Here is a 24,524-nt window from a genome sequence, read left to right on the forward strand (position 1 = left end):
CAACACTCAACCTGTGGGAGCGGGCTTGCTCGCGATTCGGACAACTCGGAACATCGGATGAACCGAGGCGCTGCAATCGCGAGCAAGCCCGCTCCCACAAGTTTTTTACAGTTCTACAACTACGGCTTTGGCAGAACGGGTCGCTTTGGCCCGCGCAGCCTCAATCGACTCATCCCGCGCCAGCGCCACGCCCATGCGGCGCTGGCCGTTGACCTCTGGCTTGCCGAACAGGCGCAAGGCCGTGTCCGGCTCGCTCAGAGCCGCGCCCAGGTTGGCGAATGCGGTCTGGGTCGATTGCCCCTCAACCAGAATCACCGCCGAAGCCGAAGGCCCGAACTGACGGATCAACGGGATCGGCAAGCCCAGAATCGCCCGCGCATGCAGCGCGAATTGCGACAGGTCCTGAGAAATCAAAGTCACCAGACCGGTATCGTGCGGACGCGGCGATACTTCGCTGAACCACACCTGATCGCCCTTGATAAACAACTCAACGCCAAACAGACCACGACCACCCAACGCCTCGGTAACGGCCCTGGCCACACGCTCGGACTCGGCCAGAGCAATCGGGCTCATGGCCTGCGGCTGCCAGGACTCCTGATAGTCGCCCTTCTCCTGACGGTGACCGACCGGAGCACAGAAGGTGGTGCCACCGATATGGCGCACGGTCAGCAGAGTGATTTCGTAGTCGAAGTCGATAAAGCCTTCAACGATGACCCGGCCCTTACCCGCACGACCGCCTTCTTGCGCGTAGTCCCAGGCAGCCTTTACATCGTCAGCGCTGCGCAGCAGGCTCTGGCCTTTGCCCGACGAACTCATTACCGGCTTGACCACACACGGAAAACCCAAATCCAGCACGGCTGCGCTGTAGTCTTCGAAGGTATCGGCAAAATGGTACGGCGAGGTCGGCAGATCCAGCTCTTCTGCCGCCAGACGACGGATGCCTTCGCGGTTCATGGTCAGCGAAGTGGCACGGGCGGTTGGAATGACGGTGAAACCTTCAGCTTCCAGTTCGACCAGGGTCGCGGTGGCGATGGCTTCGATTTCCGGAACGATAAAGTGTGGTTTTTCTGCTTCGATCACGGCACGCAAGGCGGCGCCGTCGAGCATATTGATCACGTGGCTGCGATGGGCAACCTGCATGGCGGGTGCATTGGCATAGCGATCGACAGCGATCACTTCGACCCCCAGACGCTGCAATTCGATGACAACTTCTTTGCCCAGCTCACCGCAGCCACACAGCAATACGCGGGTCGCGGTCGGCGACAGTGGAGTTCCGATACGGGTCATTTCAGGTCCTCAAGGAAACAAATCATCGAAGGCGCGCGCAAAGCTTGCGCCTGCAGGGGGATACAAAGGCCAGTATTTTACATGACTAAACGGCGGCTTTACGCAAACGCCAGGCCATTGCCAGCCATACACAGGTGACACCGGCGAATTTCGACGCCATGGCGGTAATGATCACGCCAGGAGTAAACGCATCGATCATGCCGAAGAAAATAAAGGTATCAATCGGGATACTCAGCGCAGAGCTGATCCACAAGCGGTCGTGCAAGGGCCGCTTGGTGATGCTGAACACCAGCCAGTCGATACATTCGGAGACGGCGAACGCTGTGGCGCTGGCCAGGGCAATCGAAGGGTCGGAGGTGATGTACGACAGCACCAGCGCCGCCAGCATGGCCAACAGGGCGCCGTGGCCGAAGCGGGTTTGCACCATATCGCGCAACACAAACACCAGCCCGCCCCAGGCTGACCAGATGATGTCCAGATGCGGCGCCGTGGAAAACGCGAAGTTGATCAGCACAACGCTGGCGATATAAGCGACAAGAAACAGCATGGTAGCGGGCGACACCTCTAGAGAAGGCGCACAGGGTACTTGAGTCGGTCAGGATTTTGTAGCCGCTGCCGCAGGCTGCGATAAGGCCCGAAGGGCCTTAAAGGGGCGGCTGCGCAGCTCATCGCAGCCTCGTACCTCGTCAGCGACTACAGGTTAGCGCCCCAACATCCACACCACACCACTGGATTTGGCCCGCTCATGACATAGCGCTAACACCTCACGGCGCTCGGGGTTAGTCATGCGGCTCCATCGGGTAATTTCTGCCACGGTACGCTGGCAGCCGCTGCACACATCATCATCGTCCAGTGCGCAAATATTCACGCAGGGTGAGGCGACCGGGCGCTCGGTATCACTCATTGCTCTTGCACCTTCAGATCACGCGCATAACGCTGGCCGTTTTTCACATAGTGAGCCGCGCTGGCCTCCAGCAGTTTTTTCTGCTCCTCGGTCAGGTCGCGGACCACCTTGCCCGGCGATCCCATGACTAGCGAACCGTCCGGAATCTCCTTGCCCTCGCCGATCAGCGAATTGGCGCCAATGATGCAGTGCTTGCCGATTTTGGCGCCATTGAGGATCACCGCATTGATCCCGATCAGGCTGTAATCGCCCACCGTGCAGCCATGCAGCATGGCGTTATGACCAATGGTCACACCCGTACCCAACGTCAGCGGATAGCCCATGTCGGTATGCATCACCGCGCCATCTTGCACGTTGCTGTGCCTGCCAATCAGGATCAACTCGTTATCACCGCGCAACACAGCGTTAAACCAGACGCTGGCACCCTCCTCCAGGCGCACCTTGCCGATCAGGGTGGCATTGGGAGCAGTCCAGCTGTCGGGATGGGTTTCGACGAGCGAGTCGCCCAGACGGTATTTCATGGGATGTCCTCAAGGCAGGCGTGGCCGTCTGCTGACGGCTCTAGGGTCTGTATGACATGTTTTCGAGCGAAGGTTAGGCGAGCCTGTTTTCAACGCAGCATAACCGAGCGCAGATATATTTCGTACAGAGCCTAAATTGGAATGGAACGTTCAGGCGGGGTATGCAGGTTGATATTGACGTCGTCGTAGAGCAGGTTCATCAGTTCAACAATCATGATTGCCGTGAGCCCCCAGATTTTATAGACGCCAAAACGGTAGCTCGGCACATACCAGCTGCGCCCTTGGTAATCGATGCGATGGGTGTGCTCACGCGGGTCCTGACGAAAGAACTCCAGCGGCACACTGAACACGGCGGCGATTTCGGCATCGTTGGCCAGATACTCAACGTAATCCGGCACCAGACCGACGTATGGTGTCACCCGAATACCGTGCAATGAGATCAAGGGACTGAGCGGACCGATAATTTCGACCAGCCCCGGCGGCAAGCCGATTTCTTCTTCGGCTTCACGCAGAGCGGTAAATACCAGGTCCGGGTCTTCGGGATCGCGGCGCCCTCCGGGGAAAGCCACTTCACCGCCGTGGGTCGACAACCCGCTGGCGCGCAGGGTCAGAATCAGTTCGGGCTCAGCACTGCGTGTCACCGGCAACAGCACGGCCGCCTCCGGGAAGTTGCGTTCTGTTTCCAGCGTGCGGGGGGTGTAGCGGCTCACACGGCCAAGCAGCTCGTCCAGCATAGGTCATCTCGATCCGTCACTTATCGGGCATCATGCACCAAATTGCCCGGGGCACCCAAGCACCGCAGTGTCGCAGCCCGTAATGCTGCACTTGCCGCGACCCCGTCTAACCCCCCAAGATAGGCGCAGTACCCAGAGACCACAGCATGAAATTTTGCAACCTGTGCGGCCACTCCGTCAGCCAACATATCCCGCAAGGCGATTCGCGCCTGCGTTATGTCTGCGACCACTGCAACACTGTCCACTATCAAAACCCCAATATCGTTGCCGGTTGCCTGCCCACCTGGGGCACACAAGTGCTGCTGTGCCGGCGCGCCATTGAACCGCGCAAGGGTTACTGGACCCTGCCCGCAGGGTTTATGGAAAACGGTGAAACGGTAGAAAACGCAGCCCGACGCGAAACCCTCGAAGAAGCCTGTGCCATCGTTGAAAACCTGAATATCTACACCCTGATCGATGTGCCGCACATTAATCAGGTGCATATTTTCTATCGCGCCGAGCTGCAAAGCCTCGACTTTGCAGCAGGCGAAGAAAGCCTTGAGGTCCGGCTGTTTGAAGAAGCAGACATCCCTTGGTCAGAGCTGGCTTTTCGCACGGTCAGCCGTACCTTAGAATGCTTTTTCGCTGACCGCCCTGGTGCCACCTACCCTGTGCGCAGCGAGGCTGTAGCGCCTTTGGCCAGCCTTGATAAACCCCAACAATAATGCTGTTTGCCTTGTACCTCAGGAATATCCCTCTAATGCGTTGGTTGCTCGCTGCTCTTTGCCTGTCATTTGCCGTTACTTGCCAAGCTTCTGTTGTCATAACCGTAAACGGAAAACCCGTCGATAAAAATCAGGTACTCCAGTCAACCCCGTCAGCACAGCCGATCCATGCCGGGAAAAGCATCGACAAGGTCCTGGTACTCAAGTCCGCCCGCAAGCTGCAACTGATCAGCGATGGCAAACCGATCAAGACCTACCGTATTTCCTTGGGCAAGCAACCCAAGGGGGCAAAAATGCGTGAAGGCGACAAGCGCACCCCTGAGGGGATGTATTGGGTCGACTGGCGTAAAAAAAGCGACAAGTTCAACCTGGCGATGCATATCAACTACCCCAATATCAGCGACGCGGCGACAGCCCGACGTGAGGGCGTAAACCCGGGTTCGATGATCATGATCCACGGCACGCCAGACAGCGAAGACAACCCCGAAGAGCTGTTCCATACCCTGGACTGGACCGATGGTTGTATCGCAATGAAAAACTACGAAATGCGTGAAGTCTGGAACCTGGTCAAAGACGGCACGATGGTTGAAATCCGCCCGTAAGCAAAAAATAATTTTCAGTCGTTGTTCGCCACTCCCTCTTCCCCACGTCTAATACCTTTGCATCCCGCCGGGCCCGACTGGGCCCGCAACTTCTCAGCGCCTTCCGCGCACCGCTAATACCACTTAAACACCAAAGATATTTTCAGCCGAACAACACCCTCTTAATGCTGGGAATAGTGATTATTCTCGCGTTGACTTGGTATTGAAGTGGTATTACTTTCGCCACATTACCGAGCGACAAAACCCTAATAACCGCATCGGATGCACCGCCCATGAACACTCTTCTGGCTCTACGCCCGGACGACACCCTGGCCACGCCGCTGTACCTGCAACTGGCCCGAAATCTGGAAGCCGCGATTCACGCCGGCGTCTGGAAAGCCGAGCAGGCCTTGCCTTCGGAACGCAGCCTGAGCGAACAGCTGGGCCTGTCCCGGGTGACAGCCCGCAAAGCCCTGGAAGTACTGTTCGAGCAAGGCTTGATCCGCCGCAGCCAAGGCTCGGGCACCTTTATCACGCCGCGCCTGGAACAGCCGTTGTCGCGACTTTCAAGTTTCAGCGAAATGCTCAGGCTCAAAGGTTTTGCCCCAAGCTCACACTGGCTAGAGCGTGAAATTACCCAGCCGACCCACGAAGAGCTGATTCGCCTGGCGCTGTCGCCCACCGATAAAGTCGCGCGGCTCAAGCGCCTGCGCAAAGCCGATGAGACTGTCATGGCGATCGAGATGAGCGCCCTGCCCGCCTCTCTGATCCCGCAGCCACAGGTGATTGGTGACTCACTCTATGAGTACCTGGACAGCATCGGCAAACCGGTGGTCCGCGCCCTTCAACATATTCAGGCGATCAACGCTTCGCCTGAATTCGCGACCCTGGTCGGCATTGAGCCTGGCACCGCCATGCTGTTGATGACCCGGGTTGGCTACCTCGAAGACAACACGCCCATCGAAGTCACTGACACCTATTGCCGCAACGACTACTACGACTTCGTGGCGGAACTGCGCCGCTAACCCTGACTCGACACCACGCCCAGAGGGCTGCTCATGCTCGAAGACAACATCCTCACGGCCCACGGCTGGGTTCGCGGCTACCTGCGCCACGAAAACGGCAAAGTGGTCGGCATCGAAGGCAGCCCCTGCAACCCGGCAGATAACGATTTGCCGTACCTGCTGCCCGGTTTTATCGACTTGCACGTTCACGGCGGTGGCGGCAAAGACATCATGCAAGGGGCGCAAGCCTTCGACACCATCACCCGTACCCATCTGCGCTTTGGCACCACGGCCTTGCTGGCAACCACCATGACCGCGCCGAATCACGACATCAGCCGCGTGCTCGGCGCCCTCGGTGACTTTTGCCAAACTCGCCCGAGCGGCTGCGCCCGCGTCCTCGGCGTGCATCTCGAAGGCCCGTTTATCAACCCTGGCAAACTCGGGGCACAACCCAACTTTGCGCACACCGCACTGATGGCCGAAGTCGAGGATTACCTGAACCTGGCGCCGATCAAGGTCATCACCATAGCGCCTGAAATTGCCGGGCATATCGAACTGATCGGCACACTCAGCGCCCGCGGCATTCGCATGCAACTGGGCCACACCCTGGGCAGTTATGAAGAGGGCGTGGCCGCACTGGATGCCGGTGCCAGCAGCTTTACCCATTTGTATAACGCCATGAGCCCGCTGCATCACCGCGAGCCCGGCATTCTGGGCGCGGCCCTGGCTCATGCGCGCTTTGCCGAGTTGATTCCTGACTTGTTGCACGTGCATCCCGGCGCCATCCGTGCCGCCTTGCGAGCGATCCCTTGCCTGTACTGCGTCACCGACTCGACCGCTGCCACCGGCATGCCCGATGGTGAATACCAGCTGGGCAGCCACACCGTCACCAAGTGCCTGGGCGGCGTGCGCCTGGCGGATGGCACGTTGGCAGGCAGCACCCTGACGATGGATCAGGCGCTGCGCAATCTGGTGAAAATTGGTCTGCCGCTGGCCGAAGCCTCGCAGCGTCTGTCGCAGTTCCCGGCCGATTACCTCGGCCTTGAAGATCGCGGGCGCTTACAGCCCGGTAGCTGGGCTGACTGCGTGCGCCTGGATCGCTCATTGAACATCACTGCCGTCATGGTCGAAGGAGAAGCGCTTGACTTCCAAAATGCTTGAAGAGGCCCAAACCGCGTGTAAAGCCGTCGAATGCCAACTGCTCAATCTCGACCCGGCCCTGACCGACCTCGCACGCGAACTGCGGGCCAATCCGCCCGATGTGGCCATGACCCTCGCCCGCGGCAGCTCTGACCATGCCGCCAGTTACTTTGCCTATCTGACCATGCAGCACCTGGGCGTGCCCGTGGCGTCGTTGCCGATGTCAGTGGTGACCTTGCGCCAGTCACCACTGCGGGTGAAAGGCCAGGCGGTGTTTGCCTTTTCCCAGTCTGGCCAAAGCCCCGACATCATCGACAGCCTGAGCTTGCTGCGCGAACGCGGCGCCTTGAGCGTAGCGCTGGTGAATGCCGAACACTCACCGCTGGCAGACGCCAGCGCGTACACCCTGCCCTTGTGTGCTGGCGCCGAACACAGTGTCGCCGCGACCAAGAGCTTTATCGCCACCCTGAGCGCCAGCGCCAGGCTGGTTGCGCACTGGGCCAATGACCAAGCCCTGCTCGAAGCCGGCAACCTCCTGCCCGCAGGCCTGCGCGACGCCTGTACACAGGACTGGAGCAAAGCCATCGACACCCTGCGCGACGCCCAGCGACTGCTGGTGATCGGCCGGGGCGCAGGCTTCGCCATTGCCCAGGAAGCGGCGCTTAAATTCAAGGAAACTTCGACGCTGCAGGCAGAAGCCTTCAGCAGTGCCGAAGTGCGCCACGGGCCCATGGCCCTGATTGACGAAAATTACCCGCTGCTGATTTTCGCCCCGCGTGGCGTGGAGCAGGCAGGCTTGCTGACCCTGGCCCGCGACATGCGCCAACGCGGCGCCCGTGTATTGCTGGCGGCACCCGATGACGTGGCCGAACGCGACCTGACCTTGAGCCAGGCAGCGCACCCGGACCTGGACCCGATCCTGGCGATCCAAAGCTTCTATGTGATGGCCGCAGCCTTGGCCGAAGCCCGAGGGCTGGACCCCGATCAGCCGCGCTTCTTGAGCAAAGTGACCCGTACCCACTGAGTTGTCCTCCCCGCAGGTTTAATGAGTATCGCGCCATGCACAATAATAAGAACCTCACCCTCAGCGCGCCGCTTAGCGGTCCGATCATCAAGCTGGCCCTCGTACCGGATGCCGTATTTTCCAGTGGCATGATGGGCGACGGCATTGGCATCGACCCTCTGAACGATTGTTTGTATGCGCCCTGTGACGGGATAGTGGTGCATGTCGCCAAAACCGCCCACGCCCTGACCATACGCGCTGAAAACGGTGCCGAACTGCTGCTGCATGTGGGGCTGGACACCTTTGATCTTCAGGGCGAAGGTTTTCAGCTGCTGGTGGAAAACGGCGCCCGGGTCAGTAACGGCCAACCGCTGCTGCGCTTCAACCCCGATCAAATCGCGCAACGCTGCAAAAGCCTGATCAGCCTTCTGGTGCTGACCAACGGCGAGCATTTCGAACTGCACCCCCCGCAACATGACACGGCTCTGGCAGGCGAGGCGTTGTTGCATATCGTTGCGCGTACCAGCGCTGCCCCGGTTGGCGGCGCTGGCAGCACCAGCCAACAGGCCCAGGGCAGCGTGCGCATAACCCATCACGGTGGCCTGCATGCGCGACCTGCCGCGCTGGTGCGCCAGACCGCTCTGGGTTTCAAGAGCCTGGTGCGCTTGCACATAGGCGCCAACTCAGCCCCGTGCGACAGCATTGTGCGGCTGTTGGCACTGGGCATCTGCGAGCAGGATGAGGTTCAGGTCAGTTGCGCAGGCGAAGATGCCGACGCCGCGCTCCAAGCCGTTTTGGCGGTACTGGGCAAAGCTCAATCGGCTCCGGCACCTGCCCGACCCGCACTTGCCCCGACACCGATCCGGCCACTCAATCCGCCGGGCCAGCTTAACGGGGTATGTGCTGCGCCCGGACTGGCGAGCGGCCCGCTGTTTTATTTGTCCGGCGTACAACTGCCGCCCGACCTCGGAAACCATGTTCCCGAGCAACAATTGCTGGCACTCAATACTGCCCTGGATCAAGTGCGCGCAGAGATCCGGCTGACCCTGAGCGCCGCACGCGAGCAACACAACTGCAATGAAGAAACGATTTTCGCCACCCACCTGGACCTGCTCGAAGACAGCGCACTGCTGCAAGCCAGCCACGTCGCCATCGCCCAAGGACATGACGCAGCCCATGCCTGGAGCGATGCCATCGAGCAGCAATGCACGATCCTGAAAAGTCTGGGCAACACCCTGTTGGCCGAACGCTCCAACGATTTGCACGATCTTCAGCAGCGGGTACTGCGGGCCCTGCTGGGTGAGAGTGGGCATTGCCAGTTGCCGCCGGGGGCCATCGTCGCAGCCCATGAGCTGACCCCTTCCGACCTGTTGATGCTCAGCGCACAGAACGTGGCCGGGTTGTGCATGGCGGCAGGCGGTGCCACTTCCCATGTGGCGATTCTGGCTCGCGGCAAAGGCTTGCCTTGCCTGGTTGCCTTGGGCCCCGATGTATTGGGTTTACCCGCAGGCCAGGAAGTCATACTCGACGCCGACAATGCTCGCCTGGAATTGACCCCGACCTCGGAGCGCGTCGAACAGGTGCGCCAAACCAACCTCGCCCAACAGCAACGGTTTTCCCGTCAACAACTGCATGCCCGTGAGCCCGCCATGACCTGCGACGGGCAACACATCGAAATTGCCGCCAACGTCGCTTCCAGCCACGAAGCCGCCAGCGCCCACGCCAATGGTGCAGACGGCGTGGGCTTGCTGCGCACTGAGTTCCTGTTTGTCGATCGTACTACCGCCCCCAATGAAAAAGAGCAGATTGCAGCCTACCAGGGCGTACTCAATGCCATGGGCGACAAGCCGGTGATCATCCGCACCATTGACGTAGGCGGCGACAAACAACTCGACTACCTGCCGCTACCCGTCGAGGCCAACCCGGTCTTGGGCTTGCGCGGTATTCGCCTGGCGCAACTGCATCCCCAGGTACTCGACCAGCAATTGCGCGCCCTGCTGCAAGTCAGCCCAGTGCAGCGTTGCCGCATCCTGCTGCCGATGATTACCGAAGTCGACGAGCTGCTGCATATCCGTCGGCGCCTGGATGCCTTGCGCGTTGAAATGGGCCTGAGCCAGCGTCCGGAACTGGGCGTCATGATTGAAGTACCGGCAGCGGCCCTGATGGCTGAGCAATTGGCCGAACATGCGGACTTTCTCTCCATCGGTACCAACGACTTGTCGCAGTACACCCTGGCGATGGACCGCGACCACGCAGGGCTGGCCGCCCGTGTCGACGCCTTGCACCCGGCGTTGCTGCGCCTGATCGCCCACACCTGCGCCGGTGCTGCAAAACACCAGCGCTGGGTAGGCGTATGCGGTGCGCTGGCCAGTGACCCGCTGGCCACACCGGTCTTGATCGGCCTGGGGGTTCGCGAACTGTCGGTAAGCCCGCTGCAAATCGGTGAAATCAAGGCCCGGGTTCGTCAGCTGGATGCCGGGATGTGCCAAACGTTAAGCCAGACCCTGCTGAACATGAGCAATGCCGCATCGGTACGCGAGGCCTGTCGTCAGTACTGGCCGCTGTGCGACTAACAACAAAAACAACGACGGAGAATCCCTCATGTATCAATATTTCATCGAAGGTCTGCAACGGCTTGGCCGGGCGTTGATGTTGCCGATTGCGATCCTGCCCATTGCCGGGCTGTTACTGCGCCTGGGCGACACCGACTTGCTCAACATCGCAATCATCCACGATGCGGGCGGCACCATCTTTGCCAATCTGGCGTTGATTTTTGCCATCGGCATTGCCGTGGGCTTCGCCCGCGACAACAACGGTACTGCCGGGTTGGCGGGAGCTATCGGCTACCTTGTGCTGGTATCGACCCTCAAGGCGCTGGACCCCAATATCAACATGGGCATGCTGGCAGGGATCGTCAGCGGCCTGATGGCAGGCGCGCTGTATAACCGTTTCAAGGACATCAAGCTGCCGGAATACCTGGCGTTTTTTGGCGGCCGGCGTTTTGTACCGATTGTCACCGGGTTTGCGGCCGTGGCCCTGGGAGCGTTGTTTGGCCTGATCTGGCCGCCTATTCAGGAAGGCATCAACAGCCTGGGTGTCTTGCTGCTCGAAAGCGGCAGCCTCGGCGCGTTTATTTTCGGTGTGCTTAATCGACTGCTGATCGTGACCGGGCTGCACCATATCCTCAACAATATGGCCTGGTTCGTGTTCGGCAGCTTTACCAACGACGCCGGACAAGTCGTGACCGGGGATCTGAGCCGCTACTTTGCAGGCGACCCCAATGGCGGGCAATTCATGACCGGCATGTTCCCGATGATGATGTTCGGCCTGCCGGCTGCTTGCCTGGCGATGTATCGCAACACGCTGCCAGAACGACGCAAGTTGATGGGCGGGATTTTCCTGTCGTTGGCACTGACGGCATTTTTAACCGGCGTCACCGAACCCATTGAATTCGCCTTCATGTTTCTCGCGCCTTTGCTCTACTTGCTGCATGCACTGCTGACAGGCCTGTCGATGGCTATCACCAACCTGCTGAATATCCATTTGGGCTTTACCTTTTCCGGTGGGGCCATCGACATGCTGCTGGGCTGGGGCAAGTCGACCAATGGCTGGATGATCTTTCCAATCGGGCTGGCGTACTTCGGCATTTATTATCTGGTGTTCGATTACTGCATCCGCCGCTTCAAACTCAAGACCCCGGGCCGTGAAGACAACCCCGTGGCAGAAACCGCCGGCCTCTGCGAAAACCAGCGCGCCAAAGCCTATATTCAGGCGTTGGGCGGCCCGGACAATCTGATCACGGTTGGCGCCTGTACCACGCGCTTGCGCCTGGAACTGGCCGACCGCAGCAAGGCCGTCGACAGCGAACTCAAAGCCCTGGGCGCCATGGGCGTGATGCGCCCCGGCCGAGCAGGCAGCCTGCAAGTCGTGGTTGGGCCAATGGCAGACAGCATTGCCGATGACATTCGCCTGCAGCTAACGCAAGTCAGTCATTCGCCAGCTGCCAGTACCGTGCAAGCCACAACGGTTGAGCCGGTGCAAAAAATCGAACCCGAACACGCACAAAGATGGCTGAACGCACTGGGCGGCAGCAGCAATGTATTACGCGTTGAATGCGTAGCCATCACCCGCTTGCGGGTCAAGCTTGGGGAAGAGTGTTTGCTGTCAGAGATGCAGCTCAAGGCTTTGGGCAGCCAAGGCATCAGCCAGCACGCCGATGGCGTTTGGCATGTGTTGGTAGGGGAACAGGCAGGCAGGTTGAGCGAGGTGTTGGGGCAGTTGATCAAGCCCCTGTAGCCGCTGCCGCAGGCTGCGATAAGGGTCGAAGGACCTTCAAAAAACCAAGGCTGCTTCGCACCCTATCGCAGCCTGCAGCAGCCGCTACATATCAGGGTTTACAAATCCGCCAAACGCCACACTTCATAAGCAGGCGTTTCATACGGGTGGCTGTGCTTGAGCGCAGCCACCACGGCGTGAATCAGGTCATCGGCGACGACCAGCTCAACCTTCCATTCCCCTACATACTCGACCTGACCGGTTTGCCCGAGAAACGGCTGACTGCCGTCCAACGCGCGAAACTGGCCCTGGCCCAATGTCTGCCAGGCGCAGTGATCATAGGTCCCGATTCGACCGCCACCGGCAGTGAATACGGCATCCTTGACCACTTCGACATGGCTCGGGGGAACGAAAAAGCTGAGCTTGTACATCGTCTTAATCCACCCTGTTCTTAATTTACCCAAGCACGAGCGTTACGGAACATGCGCAACCAAGGCGCATCTTCGTTCCACTCTTCTGGACGCCACGAGTTCTGCACGGCGCGGAATACACGCTCAGGGTGCGGCATCATGATCGTCACACGGCCGTCACGACTGGTCAGACCGGTAATCCCGCGCGGCGAGCCGTTCGGGTTGGCCGGGTAGTTTTCAGTCACCTTGCCGTGGTTGTCGACGAAACGCAGCGCCACAGAACCGGACAGGTCCGCTTGCAGCATGGCTTCTTCACTGGCGAACTCGGCATGGCCTTCACCGTGCGCGATAGCGATTGGCATGCGCGAACCGGCCATGCCCTGCAGGAAGATCGAGTTCGACTCCTGTACTTGAACCATCGCCACACGGGCTTCGAACTGCTCGGAGCGGTTACGCACAAAGTGCGGCCACAGCTCGCTGCCCGGGATCAACTCGCTCAGGTTGGACATCATCTGGCAACCGTTGCACACACCCAGGGAGAAGCTGTCGGTACGTTCGAAGAAGCTCTGGAACGCATCACGAGCACGGGCATTGAACAGAGCCGACTTGGCCCAGCCCTCACCGGCACCCAGTACGTCGCCGTAGGAGAAACCACCGCAGGCAACCAAGCCCTTGAACTCGTTCAGGTCGACACGGCCAGCCAGAATGTCGCTCATGTGCACGTCGATCGCGTTGAAACCGGCACGGTCGAATGCCGCCGCCATTTCAACCTGACCGTTGACGCCCTGCTCACGCAGTACGGCCACTTGAGGACGAATGCCTGTCTTGATGTACGGCGCGCTGATGTTCTCGTTGACATCAAAGCTCAGCTTGGCGCTCAAGCCTGGGTTGTCTTCTTCCAGCAGTACGGCGAATTCTTGCTCGGCGCAATCAGCGTTGTCACGCATACGCTGGATCTGGAAGCTGGTTTCAGCCCACTGACGTTGCAGCAGACGACGCTGACCTTCAAACACGGTCTCGCCGTTGAATTCGATGCTCACATCGTCACAGTTGCGCGGCTGGCCAATGACCGACACGCAGTCGCCCAGACCGGCAGCGCTGAACTGCGCAAGGATATCCGCCATCGAGTCCTGACGAACCTGGATCACCGCACCCAACTCTTCGTTGAACAGGATCGCAGGAATGTCAGCGGCAGTTTCAGCCAGACCGTCGAGCACCAGGTTGACACCGCAATGACCGGCAAACGCCATTTCCATTACGCTGGTCAGCAAACCACCGTCGGAACGGTCGTGGTAAGCCAGCAGATGGCCATCAGCATTCAAACCCTGGATCACGGCGAAGAAGGCCTTGAGGTCTTCTGCGTCATCAACGTCTGGAGCATGCTTGCCCAACTTGCCGTAGGTTTGCGCCAGAATCGAGGCACCCATACGGTTTTGGCCGCGACCCAGATCGATCAGAACCAGATCGGTCAGGCCTTTGTCCATGCGCAGTACCGGGGTCAGGGTCTGGCGAATATCGAGCACCGGTGCAAAACCGGTAACCACCAGCGACAGCGGCGAGGTCACGGTTTTGTCCGTGCCCTCTTCGCTCCAGCGGGTTTGCATCGACATTGAGTCCTTGCCCACCGGAATGGTGATGCCCAGCTCAGGGCACAATTCCATACCGACTGCTTTTACGGTGTCGTACAGACGGGCATCTTCGCCCGGGTGACCGGCAGCCGACATCCAGTTGGCCGACAGCTTGATATCGCTGATCTTGCCAATGCGCGAAGCCGCAATGTTGGTCAGGGTTTCGCCGATAGCCATGCGGCCCGATGCAGGAGCATCCAGCAGTGCCAGCGGAGTACGCTCGCCCATCGCCATCGCTTCACCGGTGTACACGTCGAAGCTGGTGGCGGTGACGGCAACGTCAGCCACTGGCACTTGCCACGGACCAACCATCTGATCACGAGCAACCAGACCGGTAATGGTGCGGTCGCCGATGGTGATCAGGAAGCTTTTGCTTGCCACGGCCGGGTGATGCAGAACGCGTTCAACGCACTCGCCGATGCTCAGCGCAGCTGGATCGAAGTCATCGCCCAGCTCTTGCTCACGCACTGCCGAACGGTGCATGCGCGGAGCCTTGCCCAGCAACACTTCCAGTGGCATATCCACCGGGCTGTTACCGAAGTGGCTGTCGGTGACCGTCAGTTGCGGCTCGGCAGTGGCTTCACCGACTACGGCAAACGGGCAACGCTCACGTTCGCAGATCGCCTGGAAGCGGTCGAAGTCTTCGACGCCCACGGCCAGAACGTAACGCTCCTGGGATTCGTTGCTCCAGATTTCGTGCGGGGCCATGCCCGGCTCGTCATTTGGAATGTTGCGCAGTTCGAAACGGCCACCGCGGTCGCCATCATTCACCAACTCAGGGAAGGCGTTGGACAAACCACCAGCACCCACGTCGTGGATAAAGCTGATCGGGTTCTTGTCACCCAACTGCCAGCAGCGGTCGATCACTTCCTGGCAACGGCGTTCCATTTCCGGGTTTTCGCGCTGTACCGAAGCGAAATCCAGGTCAGCCGAGCTTGCGCCGGTAGCCATCGAGGAAGCAGCGCCGCCGCCCAGGCCGATCAACATCGCCGGGCCACCGAGCACGATCAGCTTGGAGCCTACGGTGATTTCGGCTTTCTGTACGTGTTCGGCGCGGATGTTGCCCATGCCGCCAGCCAACATGATTGGCTTGTGGTAACCACGGACTTCTTCGCCACGCGGGGTGGTGATGGACTGCTCGAACGTACGGAAGTAGCCGGTCAGAGCCGGACGACCGAATTCGTTGTTGAATGCAGCGCCGCCCAGCGGGCCTTCGATCATGATGTCCAGCGCGGTAACGATGCGCTCAGGCTTGCCGTACGGCACTTCCCACGGCTGTTCAAAGCCCGGGATCTGCAGGTTGGATACGGTAAAACCGGTCAGGCCGGCCTTTGGCTTGGCGCCACGACCGGTTGCGCCTTCGTCACGGATCTCGCCACCGGAACCGGTCGCTGCACCCGGGAACGGGGCGATCGCGGTTGGGTGGTTGTGGGTCTCAACCTTCATCAGGATGTGAACAGGCTCCTGCACCGCACCGTACTGGCGGGTATCAGGATCCGGGAAGAAACGCCCGGCAACACTGCCGACGATGACCGAAGCGTTGTCCTTATAAGCAGACAGAACGCCTTCGCTGTGCATCACGTAGGTGTTCTTGATCATGCCAAACAGGCTTTTTTCCTGGCTTTGACCGTCAATATCCCAACTGGCGTTGAAGATCTTGTGGCGGCAATGCTCGGAGTTGGCCTGGGCAAACATCATCAGTTCGATGTCATGCGGGTTACGGCCCAAACCGTTGAAGGCATTGACCAGATAGTCGATTTCGTCTTCGGCCAGCGCCAGGCCCAACTCGATGTTGGCTTTTTCCAGCGCGGCGCGACCGCCACCCAGCACGTCAATCGCAGTCAGCGGCTTGGGTTCGGCGTGACTGAACAGACCGGCAGCCTGTTCCAGGTTACCCAGCACGATTTGCGTCATGCGGTCGTGCAATGCAGCGGCTATCAGTTCAGCATCAGCGTCGCTGAATTGACCGGCAACGTAAAACGCAATGCCGCGTTCCAGGCGCTGGATTTTAGCCAGGCCACAGTTACGGGCAATGTCGCTAGCCTTGCTGGACCAAGGGGAGATGGTGCCAAACCGCGGCAACACCAGGAACAATCGGCCACTCGGCTCTTGGACCGGCACGCTTGGGCCGTACTTCAGGAGACGAGCCAGTACCTGCTGTTCATCGCTGGTCAGCTCACCGGTGGTATCGGCAAAGTGGGCGAATTCAGCATACAAACCAGTGACAGCCGGAACCTTGAGGCTCAGTTGTGCAAGGAGTTTGCTGTGGCGAAAGGCAGAAAGGGCAGGAGCGCCGCGCAGGATCAACATCTTCGGGACAGCCTCGGGAGGGGTATGCTTTGAGGCCCGGCATTCTAGCCTAAACCGTTCGCCACGGCACCCGAAACGGCACACCTGAAGCACACCAAACGTCACTAATCGACCAAAGCCTTATTCTTTATGGCTATCAGCCGCTTGGCGAATGCTCACTTATGATCTTTAAACATTGACGCAACCCCCATTCCACAAGGGTTTCAGCTATTTTGACGGCTGTTATCAGAACCTTCGAAAATTGTCGAGATATGGCACCTGCGCTGCTTTGCGTATACTGCGCGGATGTTTTCTCTAACTGATATCCGCCAGCGTGGAGCCAGATGGCTCCTCGCAACCGGACTCTTCCTGATGCTCGGTGCCTGCGTTGAAAAACCCAGCACCCTTGAGCGCGTAAAGGAGGATGGGGTACTGCGGGTGATTACCCGTAACAGCCCCGCGACCTACTTCGAGGATCGCAATGGCGAAACCGGCTTTGAATACGAGCTGGTGAAACGCTTTGCCGACGATTTGGGGGTAGAGCTGAAAATCGAAACAGCTGACAACCTGGACGACATGTTCAATCAACTGGGCCAGCCTAACGGCCCGGCTTTAGCTGCTGCCGGTCTGGTCAGCAGCGAGAAGCGCCTGCAACAAGCCAAGTTTTCTCACCCGTACCTCGAAGTCACACCGCAGATCATCTATCGCAACGGACAATCGCGCCCCACGTCCGCTGCCGATCTGGTCGGCAAGCGCATCACCGTCATGAAAGGCAGCTCCCACGCCGAACAGCTCGCCGAACTCAAAAAGCAATATCCCGGCATTGAATACGACGAATCCGATGCCGTCGAAGTCGTCGACTTGCTACGCATGGTGGATGAGGGTCAGATTGATCTGACACTGGTCGACTCCAACGAAGTGGCCATGAACCAGGTGTACTTCCCCAATGTGCGCGTGGCGTTCGATCTGGGGGATGCCCGCAGCCAGCGCTGGGCGGTCGCGGCAGGTGAAGACAACAGCCTGCTCAACGAGATCAATGCGTACCTGGACAAGGTCGAAAAAAACGGCACCCTGCAACGCCTCAAAGACCGTTACTACGGGCACGTGGATGTACTTGGCTATGTCGGCGCCTACACTTTCGCCCAGCACTTGCAGCAGCGTCTGCCCAAGTACGAAAAGTTCTTCAAGGACGCCGCCAAAAAAGAACAGATCGACTGGCGACTGCTGGCCGCCATGGGTTATCAGGAATCCTTGTGGCAACCCGCCGTTACGTCCAAAACAGGCGTTCGCGGCCTGATGATGCTGACCCAAAACACTGCGCAGGCAATGGGTGTATCCAATCGCCTGGACGCCAAACAAAGCATCATGGGCGGTGCCAAATACCTCGCGCTGATCAAGAGCGAGCTCGACAGTGATATTGAAGAGCCTGACCGGACCTGGTTTGCGCTGGCGGCCTATAACGTTGGCGGTGGCCATCTGGACGACGCACGCAAGCTGGCCAAGAAAGAAGGCCTGAACCCGAACAAGTGGCTGGACGTGAAGAAAATGCTGCCTCGCCTTGCGCAGAAGCAGTGGTACAGCAAAACCCGCTACGGCTATGCCCGAGGCGGCGAGCCAGTGCACTTTGTGGCCAACATCCGTCGTTACTACGACATCCTGACATGGGCTACACAACCGCAACTTGAAGGCGATCAGGCCGCTGACAGCAAGCTGCACATCCCCGGTGTCGACAAGACCAAGCCGAAGGAAGAGCCGCAGCTCTGACAAAAAGCGTCATTTCGTAGCAGCTACCGAAGGAACGAGGCTGCGTTCGGCGGCGCAGCCGTCGTGAAACCTGAATAACTCGATATATCTGACACATTTAGGCGTCTGATTTGCGACGACTACGTCGCCGAACGCAGCCTCGTTCCTTCGGCAGCTGCTACAAGGGGATTAAGCCTTCGCCGCCGCCAGGATCAGCGCTTTCATCTCGGCCACAGCTGATTTGAAGCCCACGAACAATGCGTGCGCCACCAGCGCATGGCCAATGTTCAACTCGTTGATGCCCTTGATCGCAGCCACTGCCTCTACGTTGTGGTAGTGCAAGCCATGACCGGCATTCACGATCAACCCCTGAGCCAGGCCAAACGCCACACCATCGGCCACACGCTGCAGCTCCTCAGCCACTTCGGTCGGGGTTTGTGCATCGGCATAACGCCCGGTGTGCAGTTCGATAGCGGGCGCGCCCACGCGCTTGGACGCTTCTATCTGACGCTCGTCCGCATCGATAAACAGCGAGACTTCACAGCCGATTTTAGCCAGACGATCAACCGCCGCCTTGATCCGCGCTTCTTGCCCGGCAACATCCAGACCACCTTCGGTGGTCAGCTCCTGGCGCGTTTCAGGCACCAGGCAGATATGCGCCGGGCGAATGCGCTCGGCAAATACCATCATCTCTTCGGTTACGCCCATTTCGAAATTCATGCGCGTTTGCAGCACATCCTTGAGCAGCAACACATCACGCTCCTGAATGTGCCGGCGGTCTTCGCGCAGATGCACGGTGATGCCATCGGCGCCCGCCTCTTCCGCGTCCAACGCAGCCTTGACCGGATCAGGGTAACGCGTGCCGCGAGCCTGACGCAGCGTAGCTACGTGGTCGATATTCACGCCGAGAAGAATGCGGTTGCTTTGGGTCACAGGGGCTCTCCTGAAGAGTTGAAGATTCGGCGCACAGCATACCGGTCTATTCAGGGCTTGCGAAACAACTCACGACTGGCCAGAGGCTTGCCAGCCAAATGAACGGCCAGTGCCTGACGCATCAGGCGCTTGGCGGCCGATAATGCGCCAGGCGCAGCCCAGTCCGCCTCGGCCATCGCATGCAGCTGCGCGCCATGAAACAGCCCCGGCTGTTGCAGCCAAACCCGCTCCAGCCCTGCATCAACCTGCAGGCGGTACATGCCATCGGCCTCTACCGGTTCGCCGTGAATATCGACGCTCAGCGAAAAGCCGTAACCCAGATCGTCCAGCAAACGCCATTCGAACGCCCGCAGCAAAGGCTCCAGCGGTCGGCCTTCGGCCAACGCCAGCAAGGTCGCTGCGTAGTGATCAAATACAGCAGGATGAGGGTCTTCAGCCGGCAACAGCCGAATCAGCAATTCGTTGAGATAGAGGCCGCTGAACAGCGCTTCGCCATTGAGCCAGGTTGAAATCCCGGCGCTTTCCATGCGCCCGACGTTTTTCAGCTCGCCACGCCCGCGAAACTCGATTTCCAACGGAACAAAGGGCCGCGCCAACGTACCGGCCTTACCCCGCGCACTGCGTAACACCGCCCGCAGGCGCCCTTGAGGCGTGATGAAATCAACCAGCGCGCTGGTTTCACGATAGGGTCGACTGTGCAGGACGTAGGCGAGCTGGGGGACGATGGGCTTGCTGGACATGGAGTTTTGTATACGCCTGAAATCACCGTGGGAGCGAGCCCGCTCGCGAAGGTCTGAAGAGCGCTGCGATTATCCAATAAACGCGCACTATCGTTAACGACCTTCGCGAGCAGGCTCGCTCCCACGGGTAGAGCTGTGTTTACAAGTCGCCGTAGCCCAGGGAACGCAGGGCGCGTTCGTCGTCGGACCAGCCGCCTTTCACTTTAACCCACAGGTTCAGCATGACCTTGGAGTCGAACAGCAGCTCCATATCCTTGCGCGCCTCGGTGCCGATACGCTTGATGCGCTCGCCCTTGTCGCCAATGATGATTTTTTTCTGACCGTCACGCTCAACCAGAATCAAGGCATGGATATGCAGGGTTTTGCCCTGCTGCTTGAATTCTTCGATCTCTACGGTGATCTGGTACGGCAGCTCTGCACCCATCTGGCGCATGATTTTTTCGCGTACCAGTTCGGCGGCCAGGAAGCGGCTGCTGCGGTCGGTAATCTGGTCTTCCGGGAAGAAGTGCTCGTTCTCCGGAAGGTGATCGGCGATCACACGCTCCAGCGCTTCGAGGTTATGCCCGTGTTGAGCCGAAATCGGAATGATCTGGGCGTTCGGCAGTTGCTCCTGAAGCCAGCTCAGGTGCGGCATCAGCTCGGCCTTGTCTTCGATACGGTCGGTCTTGTTCAGCGCCACGATCAATGGACCGGTCACGTACTGAACGCGCTCCAGCACCATTTGGTCTTCGTCGGTCCACTTGGTGCGGTCCACGACGAAGATCACCACGTCAACGTCTTTCAACGCTGCCGAAGCGGTTTTGTTCATGTAGCGGTTCAGGGCCTTTTCGCCGCCTTTGTGCATGCCCGGGGTATCAACGTAGACCGCTTGCACGGTGCCTTCGGTCTTGATGCCCAGCATGTTGTGGCGAGTGGTCTGCGGCTTGCGCGAAGTGATCGCCAGCTTTTGACCCAAAATGTGGTTCAGCAGTGTGGATTTACCCACGTTTGGTCGACCAACAATGGCAACGTAGCCACAGCGAGTTGCAGTTGTATCAGTCATGGCCATTCTCCACGCCAAGGGCTATCAGTGCTGCGGCGGCCGCTACCTGTTCGGCAATACGACGGCTCACACCCTGACCCCGGCTTTTTTCATTCAATAGGGCAATTTCGCACTCAACGAAGAACGTGCGGCAATGCGGTTCGCCCTGGATATCTACCACTTCGTAACGCGGCAGATCGCAGGCACGCGACTGCAAGAACTCTTGCAGGCGGGTCTTTGGATCTTTATTGGTATCGACCAGAGTCAGGGTCTCGAACTCACTGGCAAGCCAGGCCAATACGCGGTCGCGGGCGGCATCCATGCCCGCATCCAGGTAAATGGCGCCAATCAGCGCTTCAAGGGCGTCGGCCAGAATCGATTCACGGCGAAAACCGCCGCTCTTCAGTTCGCCAGAGCCCAGGCGCAAGTACTCGCCTAACTCAAAACCACGAGCCAGTACGGCCAGGGTTTCGCCTTTTACCAAGCGCGCGCGTAGACGCGACAACTGGCCTTCACGGGCCAACGGGAAGCGGTCAAACAACGCTTCGCCAGCAACAAAATTGAGAATGGCATCACCCAGGAACTCAAGACGCTCGTTATTGCGCCCCGCGAAACTGCGGTGTGTCAGGGCCAGAACCATCAGTTCCTGGTCTTTGAAGGTATAACCGAGCTGACGCTCTAAACGTTCTAAAGAAAAACTCACGATTTACCCACGCTGAGTTCGTGGCCGAATGTCACCACCGGACCGATATAAGGGATCAGTGATGCTCGTTTATCGCATAGCAAATGGACAGGGAACAGGCTGTTCGCCGCCGTCACACTTAACGCTTTGTTCAAATCCACATCCTGAATACTCAGGCACACGACTTATTCGTACACCTGAAAAGCATTCGGCGCTGTTATTAACAGCGCCGTCTTGACTACTTGATCAGACCAACCCGCGAGAAGTTCGGCAGGTTGCTCGCCTTGGGCTCTGGCCAGCTCATCCAAACAGCAAAGGCCTTGCCGACGATATTCTTGTCGGGAACCATGCCCAGCTCGTCTTTGGGAATGTTCGGATCATCCCAGTAACGGCTGTCGTTCGAATTGTCACGGTTGTCACCCATCATGAAGTAATGCCCGGCCGGAACCGTCCACTCCTTGTCAGGTGGCGCACGGTAGCGGCTCATTTCCTTGCGGATCATGTGCTCGACCTCGCCCAGCTTCTCTTTGTACAACTCGGCACTGCCCAGGGTTCCTGGTTCGGTGCCCACCAGTTGCTCGGCAACCAGTTGATCGTTGACATACAGATGCTTGTCGCTGGTGTAGCGAATCTTGTCGCCCGGCAGGCCAACTACACGCTTGATGTAGTTAACCGTCGGATCGCTTGGGTAGCGAAACACCATCACATCGCCCCGCTTCGGATCACCCACTTCGATGACTTTCGTATCGAGTACCGGCAAGCGGATCCCGTACGAAAACTTGTTCACCAAAATGAAGTCGCCCACATCCAGGGTCGGCTTCATCGAGCCGGACGGGATCTGGAACGGCTCAACCAGAAACGAACGCAGCACCAACACGATGAACAAAACCGGGAAGAACGACTTGCCGTATTCAACCAGCAGCGGTTCCTTGTTGAGCTTTTCGACTACCTGCCTATCAACCGGCGTAACGCTGGCTTGATAGTTGGCAATGGCCTTGCGCCGGCGAGGAGCCAGGAAGACCAAATCGAGCAGCGCCAGCAAACCGCACACGGCAACAGCAATGACCAGCAACAGCGGGAAATTTAGTGACATAGGACCTAGCTATCCAACCTGAGCACTGCAAGGAAGGCTTCTTGTGGAATTTCCACGTTACCCACTTGCTTCATGCGTTTTTTACCGGCTTTCTGCTTTTCCAACAGCTTGCGCTTACGGCTAACGTCACCACCGTAGCATTTGGCCAGTACGTTTTTTCGGAGCGCTTTAACAGACGAGCGCGCAATGATTTGGCCACCAATGGCAGCCTGAATTGCCACATCGAACATCTGACGCGGAATCAGCTCTTTCATTTTCTCGGTCAACGCACGCCCTTTGTAGTGAGCGTTGTCGCGGTGAACGATCAATGCCAGCGCATCAACTTTCTCGCCGTTGATCAATACATCCAGCTTGACCAGATTAGCCGACTGATAACGGTTGAAATGGTAATCAAGCGAAGCATAGCCGCGACTGGTGGACTTGAGACGGTCAAAGAAGTCCAGAACCACTTCGTTCATCGGCAAGTCGTAGGTCACTTGAACCTGAGAACCCAGGAACAGCATGTCGTGCTGAACGCCGCGTTTTTCAATACACAGGGTAATGACGTTACCCAGGTGCTCTTGAGGCACAAGGATATTGGCGCGCACGATCGGCTCGCGAATGTCTTCAATAGAAGATACATCCGGCAGCTTGGACGGGTTATCGACGTAAATCGTTTCGCCAGTCTTGAGCAGCAGTTCGAAAATTACGGTTGGCGCCGTGGTGATCAGGTCCAGGTCGTACTCGCGCTCAAGGCGCTCCTGAATGATCTCCATGTGCAGCATGCCGAGGAAGCCGCAACGGAAGCCGAAGCCCAGCGCGTCGGAGCTTTCCGGGGTGTACTGCAGCGACGAGTCGTTCAGCGTGAGCTTTTGCAGGGCTTCACGGAAGTCTTCGAAATCGTCAGAGCTTACCGGGAACAAACCGGCATAGACCTGCGGCTGAATACGTTTGAAACCTGGCAGTACGTCAACATCAGGGGTTGAGCTCAGGGTCAGGGTATCGCCCACTGGCGCACCGTGAATGTCCTTGATGCCCGCAATGATGAAGCCTACTTCACCGGCTTTCAGATCAGCGGTAGCCGTGTGCTTGGGGTTGAACACACCCACGCTGTCTACCAGGTGCATCTTGCCGGTGGACTTGACCAGAATCTTGTCACCCTTTTTCACGCGGCCGTGGCGCACGCGAACCAGGGACACAACGCCCAGGTAGTTGTCGAACCAGGAATCGATGATCAACGCTTGCAGCGGATCTTCGTAGTTACCGGTTGGCGCAGGGATGGTATGCACCAGGCGCTCAAGCACCTCGTCCACACCCAGGCCGGTCTTGGCGCTGCAGGTCACGGCATCAGTGGCATCGATGCCAATGATCTTTTCGATCTCTTCTTTCACGCGATCAGGATCAGCCTGCGGCAGGTCGATCTTGTTCAATACCGGCATGACCTCAAGGCCCTGCTCGATAGCGGTGTAGCAGTTGGCGACGGACTGGGCTTCTACGCCCTGCCCCGCATCAACTACCAGCAAAGCACCTTCACAGGCCGCCAGGGAACGGCTGACTTCATAGGTGAAGTCGACGTGACCCGGGGTATCAATGAAGTTCAGTTGATAGGTAATGCCATCTTTGGCCGTGTAGTACAGAGTAACGCTGTGGGCCTTGATGGTGATCCCGCGCTCACGCTCCAGATCCATGGAATCCAGTACCTGGGCTTCCATTTCGCGCTCGGCGAGGCCGCCGCACATCTGGATAAAACGATCGGCCAGCGTCGACTTGCCATGGTCAATGTGGGCGATGATGGAGAAATTGCGGATATGACTCAAATCACTCACGGGTCAACACTCAAAAAAGTCGCAGGC

The 24,524-nt window shown here is 58.7% G+C and carries 21 protein-coding genes; 8 read left to right on the forward strand and 13 right to left on the reverse strand.

Annotated features, from left to right (window positions below; translation table 11 throughout):
* Positions 1-105 precede the first annotated feature (105 nt).
* The 5 genes from purT to U5A05_RS19490 all read right to left on the reverse strand — a co-directional run bounded on the left by purT (position 106) and on the right by U5A05_RS19490 (position 3,446).
* On the reverse strand, positions 106-1,287 hold the full coding sequence (purT, locus tag U5A05_RS19470; RefSeq protein WP_321834424.1) for a formate-dependent phosphoribosylglycinamide formyltransferase: 1,182 nt from the start codon (positions 1,285-1,287) through the stop codon (positions 106-108).
* Between the two features lie 85 nt (positions 1,288-1,372).
* On the reverse strand, positions 1,373-1,834 hold the full coding sequence (locus U5A05_RS19475; protein WP_261739510.1) for a VUT family protein: 462 nt from the start codon (positions 1,832-1,834) through the stop codon (positions 1,373-1,375).
* Between the two features lie 153 nt (positions 1,835-1,987).
* Positions 1,988-2,191: a DUF1289 domain-containing protein gene (locus U5A05_RS19480; protein ID WP_261739511.1), complete on the reverse strand. Its 204-nt coding sequence runs from the start codon at positions 2,189-2,191 to the stop codon at positions 1,988-1,990.
* Positions 2,188-2,712 carry a gamma carbonic anhydrase family protein gene (locus U5A05_RS19485; protein WP_261739512.1) on the reverse strand — a complete coding sequence of 175 codons (525 nt, stop codon included), beginning with the start codon at positions 2,710-2,712 and terminating at the stop codon, positions 2,188-2,190. The genes U5A05_RS19480 and U5A05_RS19485 overlap by 4 nt, the downstream gene beginning before the upstream one ends.
* Positions 2,713-2,843: 131 nt before the next feature.
* Positions 2,844-3,446, reverse strand: coding sequence for a CoA pyrophosphatase (locus U5A05_RS19490; protein WP_261739513.1), 603 nt, complete (start codon positions 3,444-3,446; stop codon positions 2,844-2,846).
* A gap of 146 nt (positions 3,447-3,592) precedes the next feature.
* Here U5A05_RS19490 and U5A05_RS19495 point away from each other — a divergent pair, with 146 nt between their 5' ends.
* The 7 genes from U5A05_RS19495 to nagE all read left to right on the forward strand — a co-directional run bounded on the left by U5A05_RS19495 (position 3,593) and on the right by nagE (position 12,174).
* Positions 3,593-4,150: an NUDIX hydrolase gene (locus U5A05_RS19495; RefSeq protein WP_261739514.1), complete on the forward strand. Its 558-nt coding sequence runs from the start codon at positions 3,593-3,595 to the stop codon at positions 4,148-4,150.
* Positions 4,151-4,185: 35 nt separating this feature from the next.
* Positions 4,186-4,752 (forward strand): L,D-transpeptidase family protein, encoded by a 567-nt coding sequence (locus U5A05_RS19500; protein ID WP_321834428.1) that lies wholly within the window; start codon positions 4,186-4,188, stop codon positions 4,750-4,752.
* A 272-nt stretch (positions 4,753-5,024) separates the two neighbouring features.
* Complete coding sequence (locus U5A05_RS19505; protein ID WP_261739516.1) at positions 5,025-5,756, forward strand: GntR family transcriptional regulator; 732 nt, start codon at positions 5,025-5,027, stop codon at positions 5,754-5,756.
* A gap of 33 nt (positions 5,757-5,789) precedes the next feature.
* On the forward strand, positions 5,790-6,896 hold the full coding sequence (gene nagA / locus U5A05_RS19510) for an N-acetylglucosamine-6-phosphate deacetylase (RefSeq protein ID WP_321834430.1): 1,107 nt from the start codon (positions 5,790-5,792) through the stop codon (positions 6,894-6,896).
* Positions 6,877-7,899, forward strand: coding sequence for an SIS domain-containing protein (locus U5A05_RS19515; RefSeq protein ID WP_321834431.1), 1,023 nt, complete (start codon positions 6,877-6,879; stop codon positions 7,897-7,899). The genes nagA and U5A05_RS19515 overlap by 20 nt, the downstream gene beginning before the upstream one ends.
* 35 nt (positions 7,900-7,934) lie before the next feature.
* The gene (gene ptsP / locus U5A05_RS19520) at positions 7,935-10,451 is read left to right on the forward strand and encodes a phosphoenolpyruvate--protein phosphotransferase (protein WP_321834433.1); all 2,517 of its coding nucleotides are present in this window, start codon (positions 7,935-7,937) and stop codon (positions 10,449-10,451) included.
* Positions 10,452-10,479: 28 nt separating this feature from the next.
* Positions 10,480-12,174, forward strand: coding sequence for an N-acetylglucosamine-specific PTS transporter subunit IIBC (gene nagE, locus U5A05_RS19525; RefSeq protein WP_321834434.1), 1,695 nt, complete (start codon positions 10,480-10,482; stop codon positions 12,172-12,174).
* Between the two features lie 98 nt (positions 12,175-12,272).
* On the opposite strand, the gene U5A05_RS19530 is transcribed toward nagE, so the two are convergent.
* The gene (locus tag U5A05_RS19530) at positions 12,273-12,584 is read right to left on the reverse strand and encodes a YqfO family protein (protein WP_261739521.1); all 312 of its coding nucleotides are present in this window, start codon (positions 12,582-12,584) and stop codon (positions 12,273-12,275) included.
* Between the two features lie 20 nt (positions 12,585-12,604).
* Entirely contained in the window at positions 12,605-16,501 is a 3,897-nt protein-coding gene (purL, locus tag U5A05_RS19535; RefSeq protein WP_261739522.1) for a phosphoribosylformylglycinamidine synthase, read from the reverse strand.
* Between the two features lie 285 nt (positions 16,502-16,786).
* Here purL and mltF point away from each other — a divergent pair, with 285 nt between their 5' ends.
* Positions 16,787-18,244 (forward strand): membrane-bound lytic murein transglycosylase MltF, encoded by a 1,458-nt coding sequence (mltF, locus tag U5A05_RS19540; RefSeq protein WP_261739523.1) that lies wholly within the window; start codon positions 16,787-16,789, stop codon positions 18,242-18,244.
* Positions 18,245-18,412: 168 nt separating this feature from the next.
* Here the strand turns inward: mltF and pdxJ are convergent, their stop codons facing one another.
* The 6 genes from pdxJ to lepA form a co-directional block, all read right to left on the reverse strand.
* Entirely contained in the window at positions 18,413-19,156 is a 744-nt protein-coding gene (gene pdxJ / locus U5A05_RS19545) for a pyridoxine 5'-phosphate synthase (protein WP_261739524.1), read from the reverse strand.
* Between the two features lie 50 nt (positions 19,157-19,206).
* Positions 19,207-19,896, reverse strand: coding sequence for a DNA repair protein RecO (recO, locus tag U5A05_RS19550; RefSeq protein ID WP_261739525.1), 690 nt, complete (start codon positions 19,894-19,896; stop codon positions 19,207-19,209).
* A 139-nt stretch (positions 19,897-20,035) separates the two neighbouring features.
* A complete protein-coding gene (era, locus tag U5A05_RS19555) occupies positions 20,036-20,938 on the reverse strand; it encodes a GTPase Era (RefSeq protein WP_261739526.1) in 903 nt (300 codons plus the stop codon).
* Positions 20,931-21,620, reverse strand: a complete 690-nt coding sequence (rnc, locus tag U5A05_RS19560; protein ID WP_019822045.1) for a ribonuclease III — start codon at positions 21,618-21,620, stop codon at positions 20,931-20,933. The genes era and rnc overlap by 8 nt, the downstream gene beginning before the upstream one ends.
* A 217-nt stretch (positions 21,621-21,837) precedes the next feature.
* A complete protein-coding gene (lepB, locus tag U5A05_RS19565) occupies positions 21,838-22,692 on the reverse strand; it encodes a signal peptidase I (RefSeq protein ID WP_261739527.1) in 855 nt (284 codons plus the stop codon).
* Positions 22,693-22,697: 5 nt separating this feature from the next.
* On the reverse strand, positions 22,698-24,497 hold the full coding sequence (lepA, locus tag U5A05_RS19570) for a translation elongation factor 4 (RefSeq protein ID WP_261739528.1): 1,800 nt from the start codon (positions 24,495-24,497) through the stop codon (positions 22,698-22,700).
* Positions 24,498-24,524: the final 27 nt, after the last annotated feature.

Source organism: Pseudomonas kulmbachensis, from assembly GCF_963681935.1.
Lineage (GTDB): Bacteria > Pseudomonadota > Gammaproteobacteria > Pseudomonadales > Pseudomonadaceae > Aquipseudomonas > Aquipseudomonas kulmbachensis.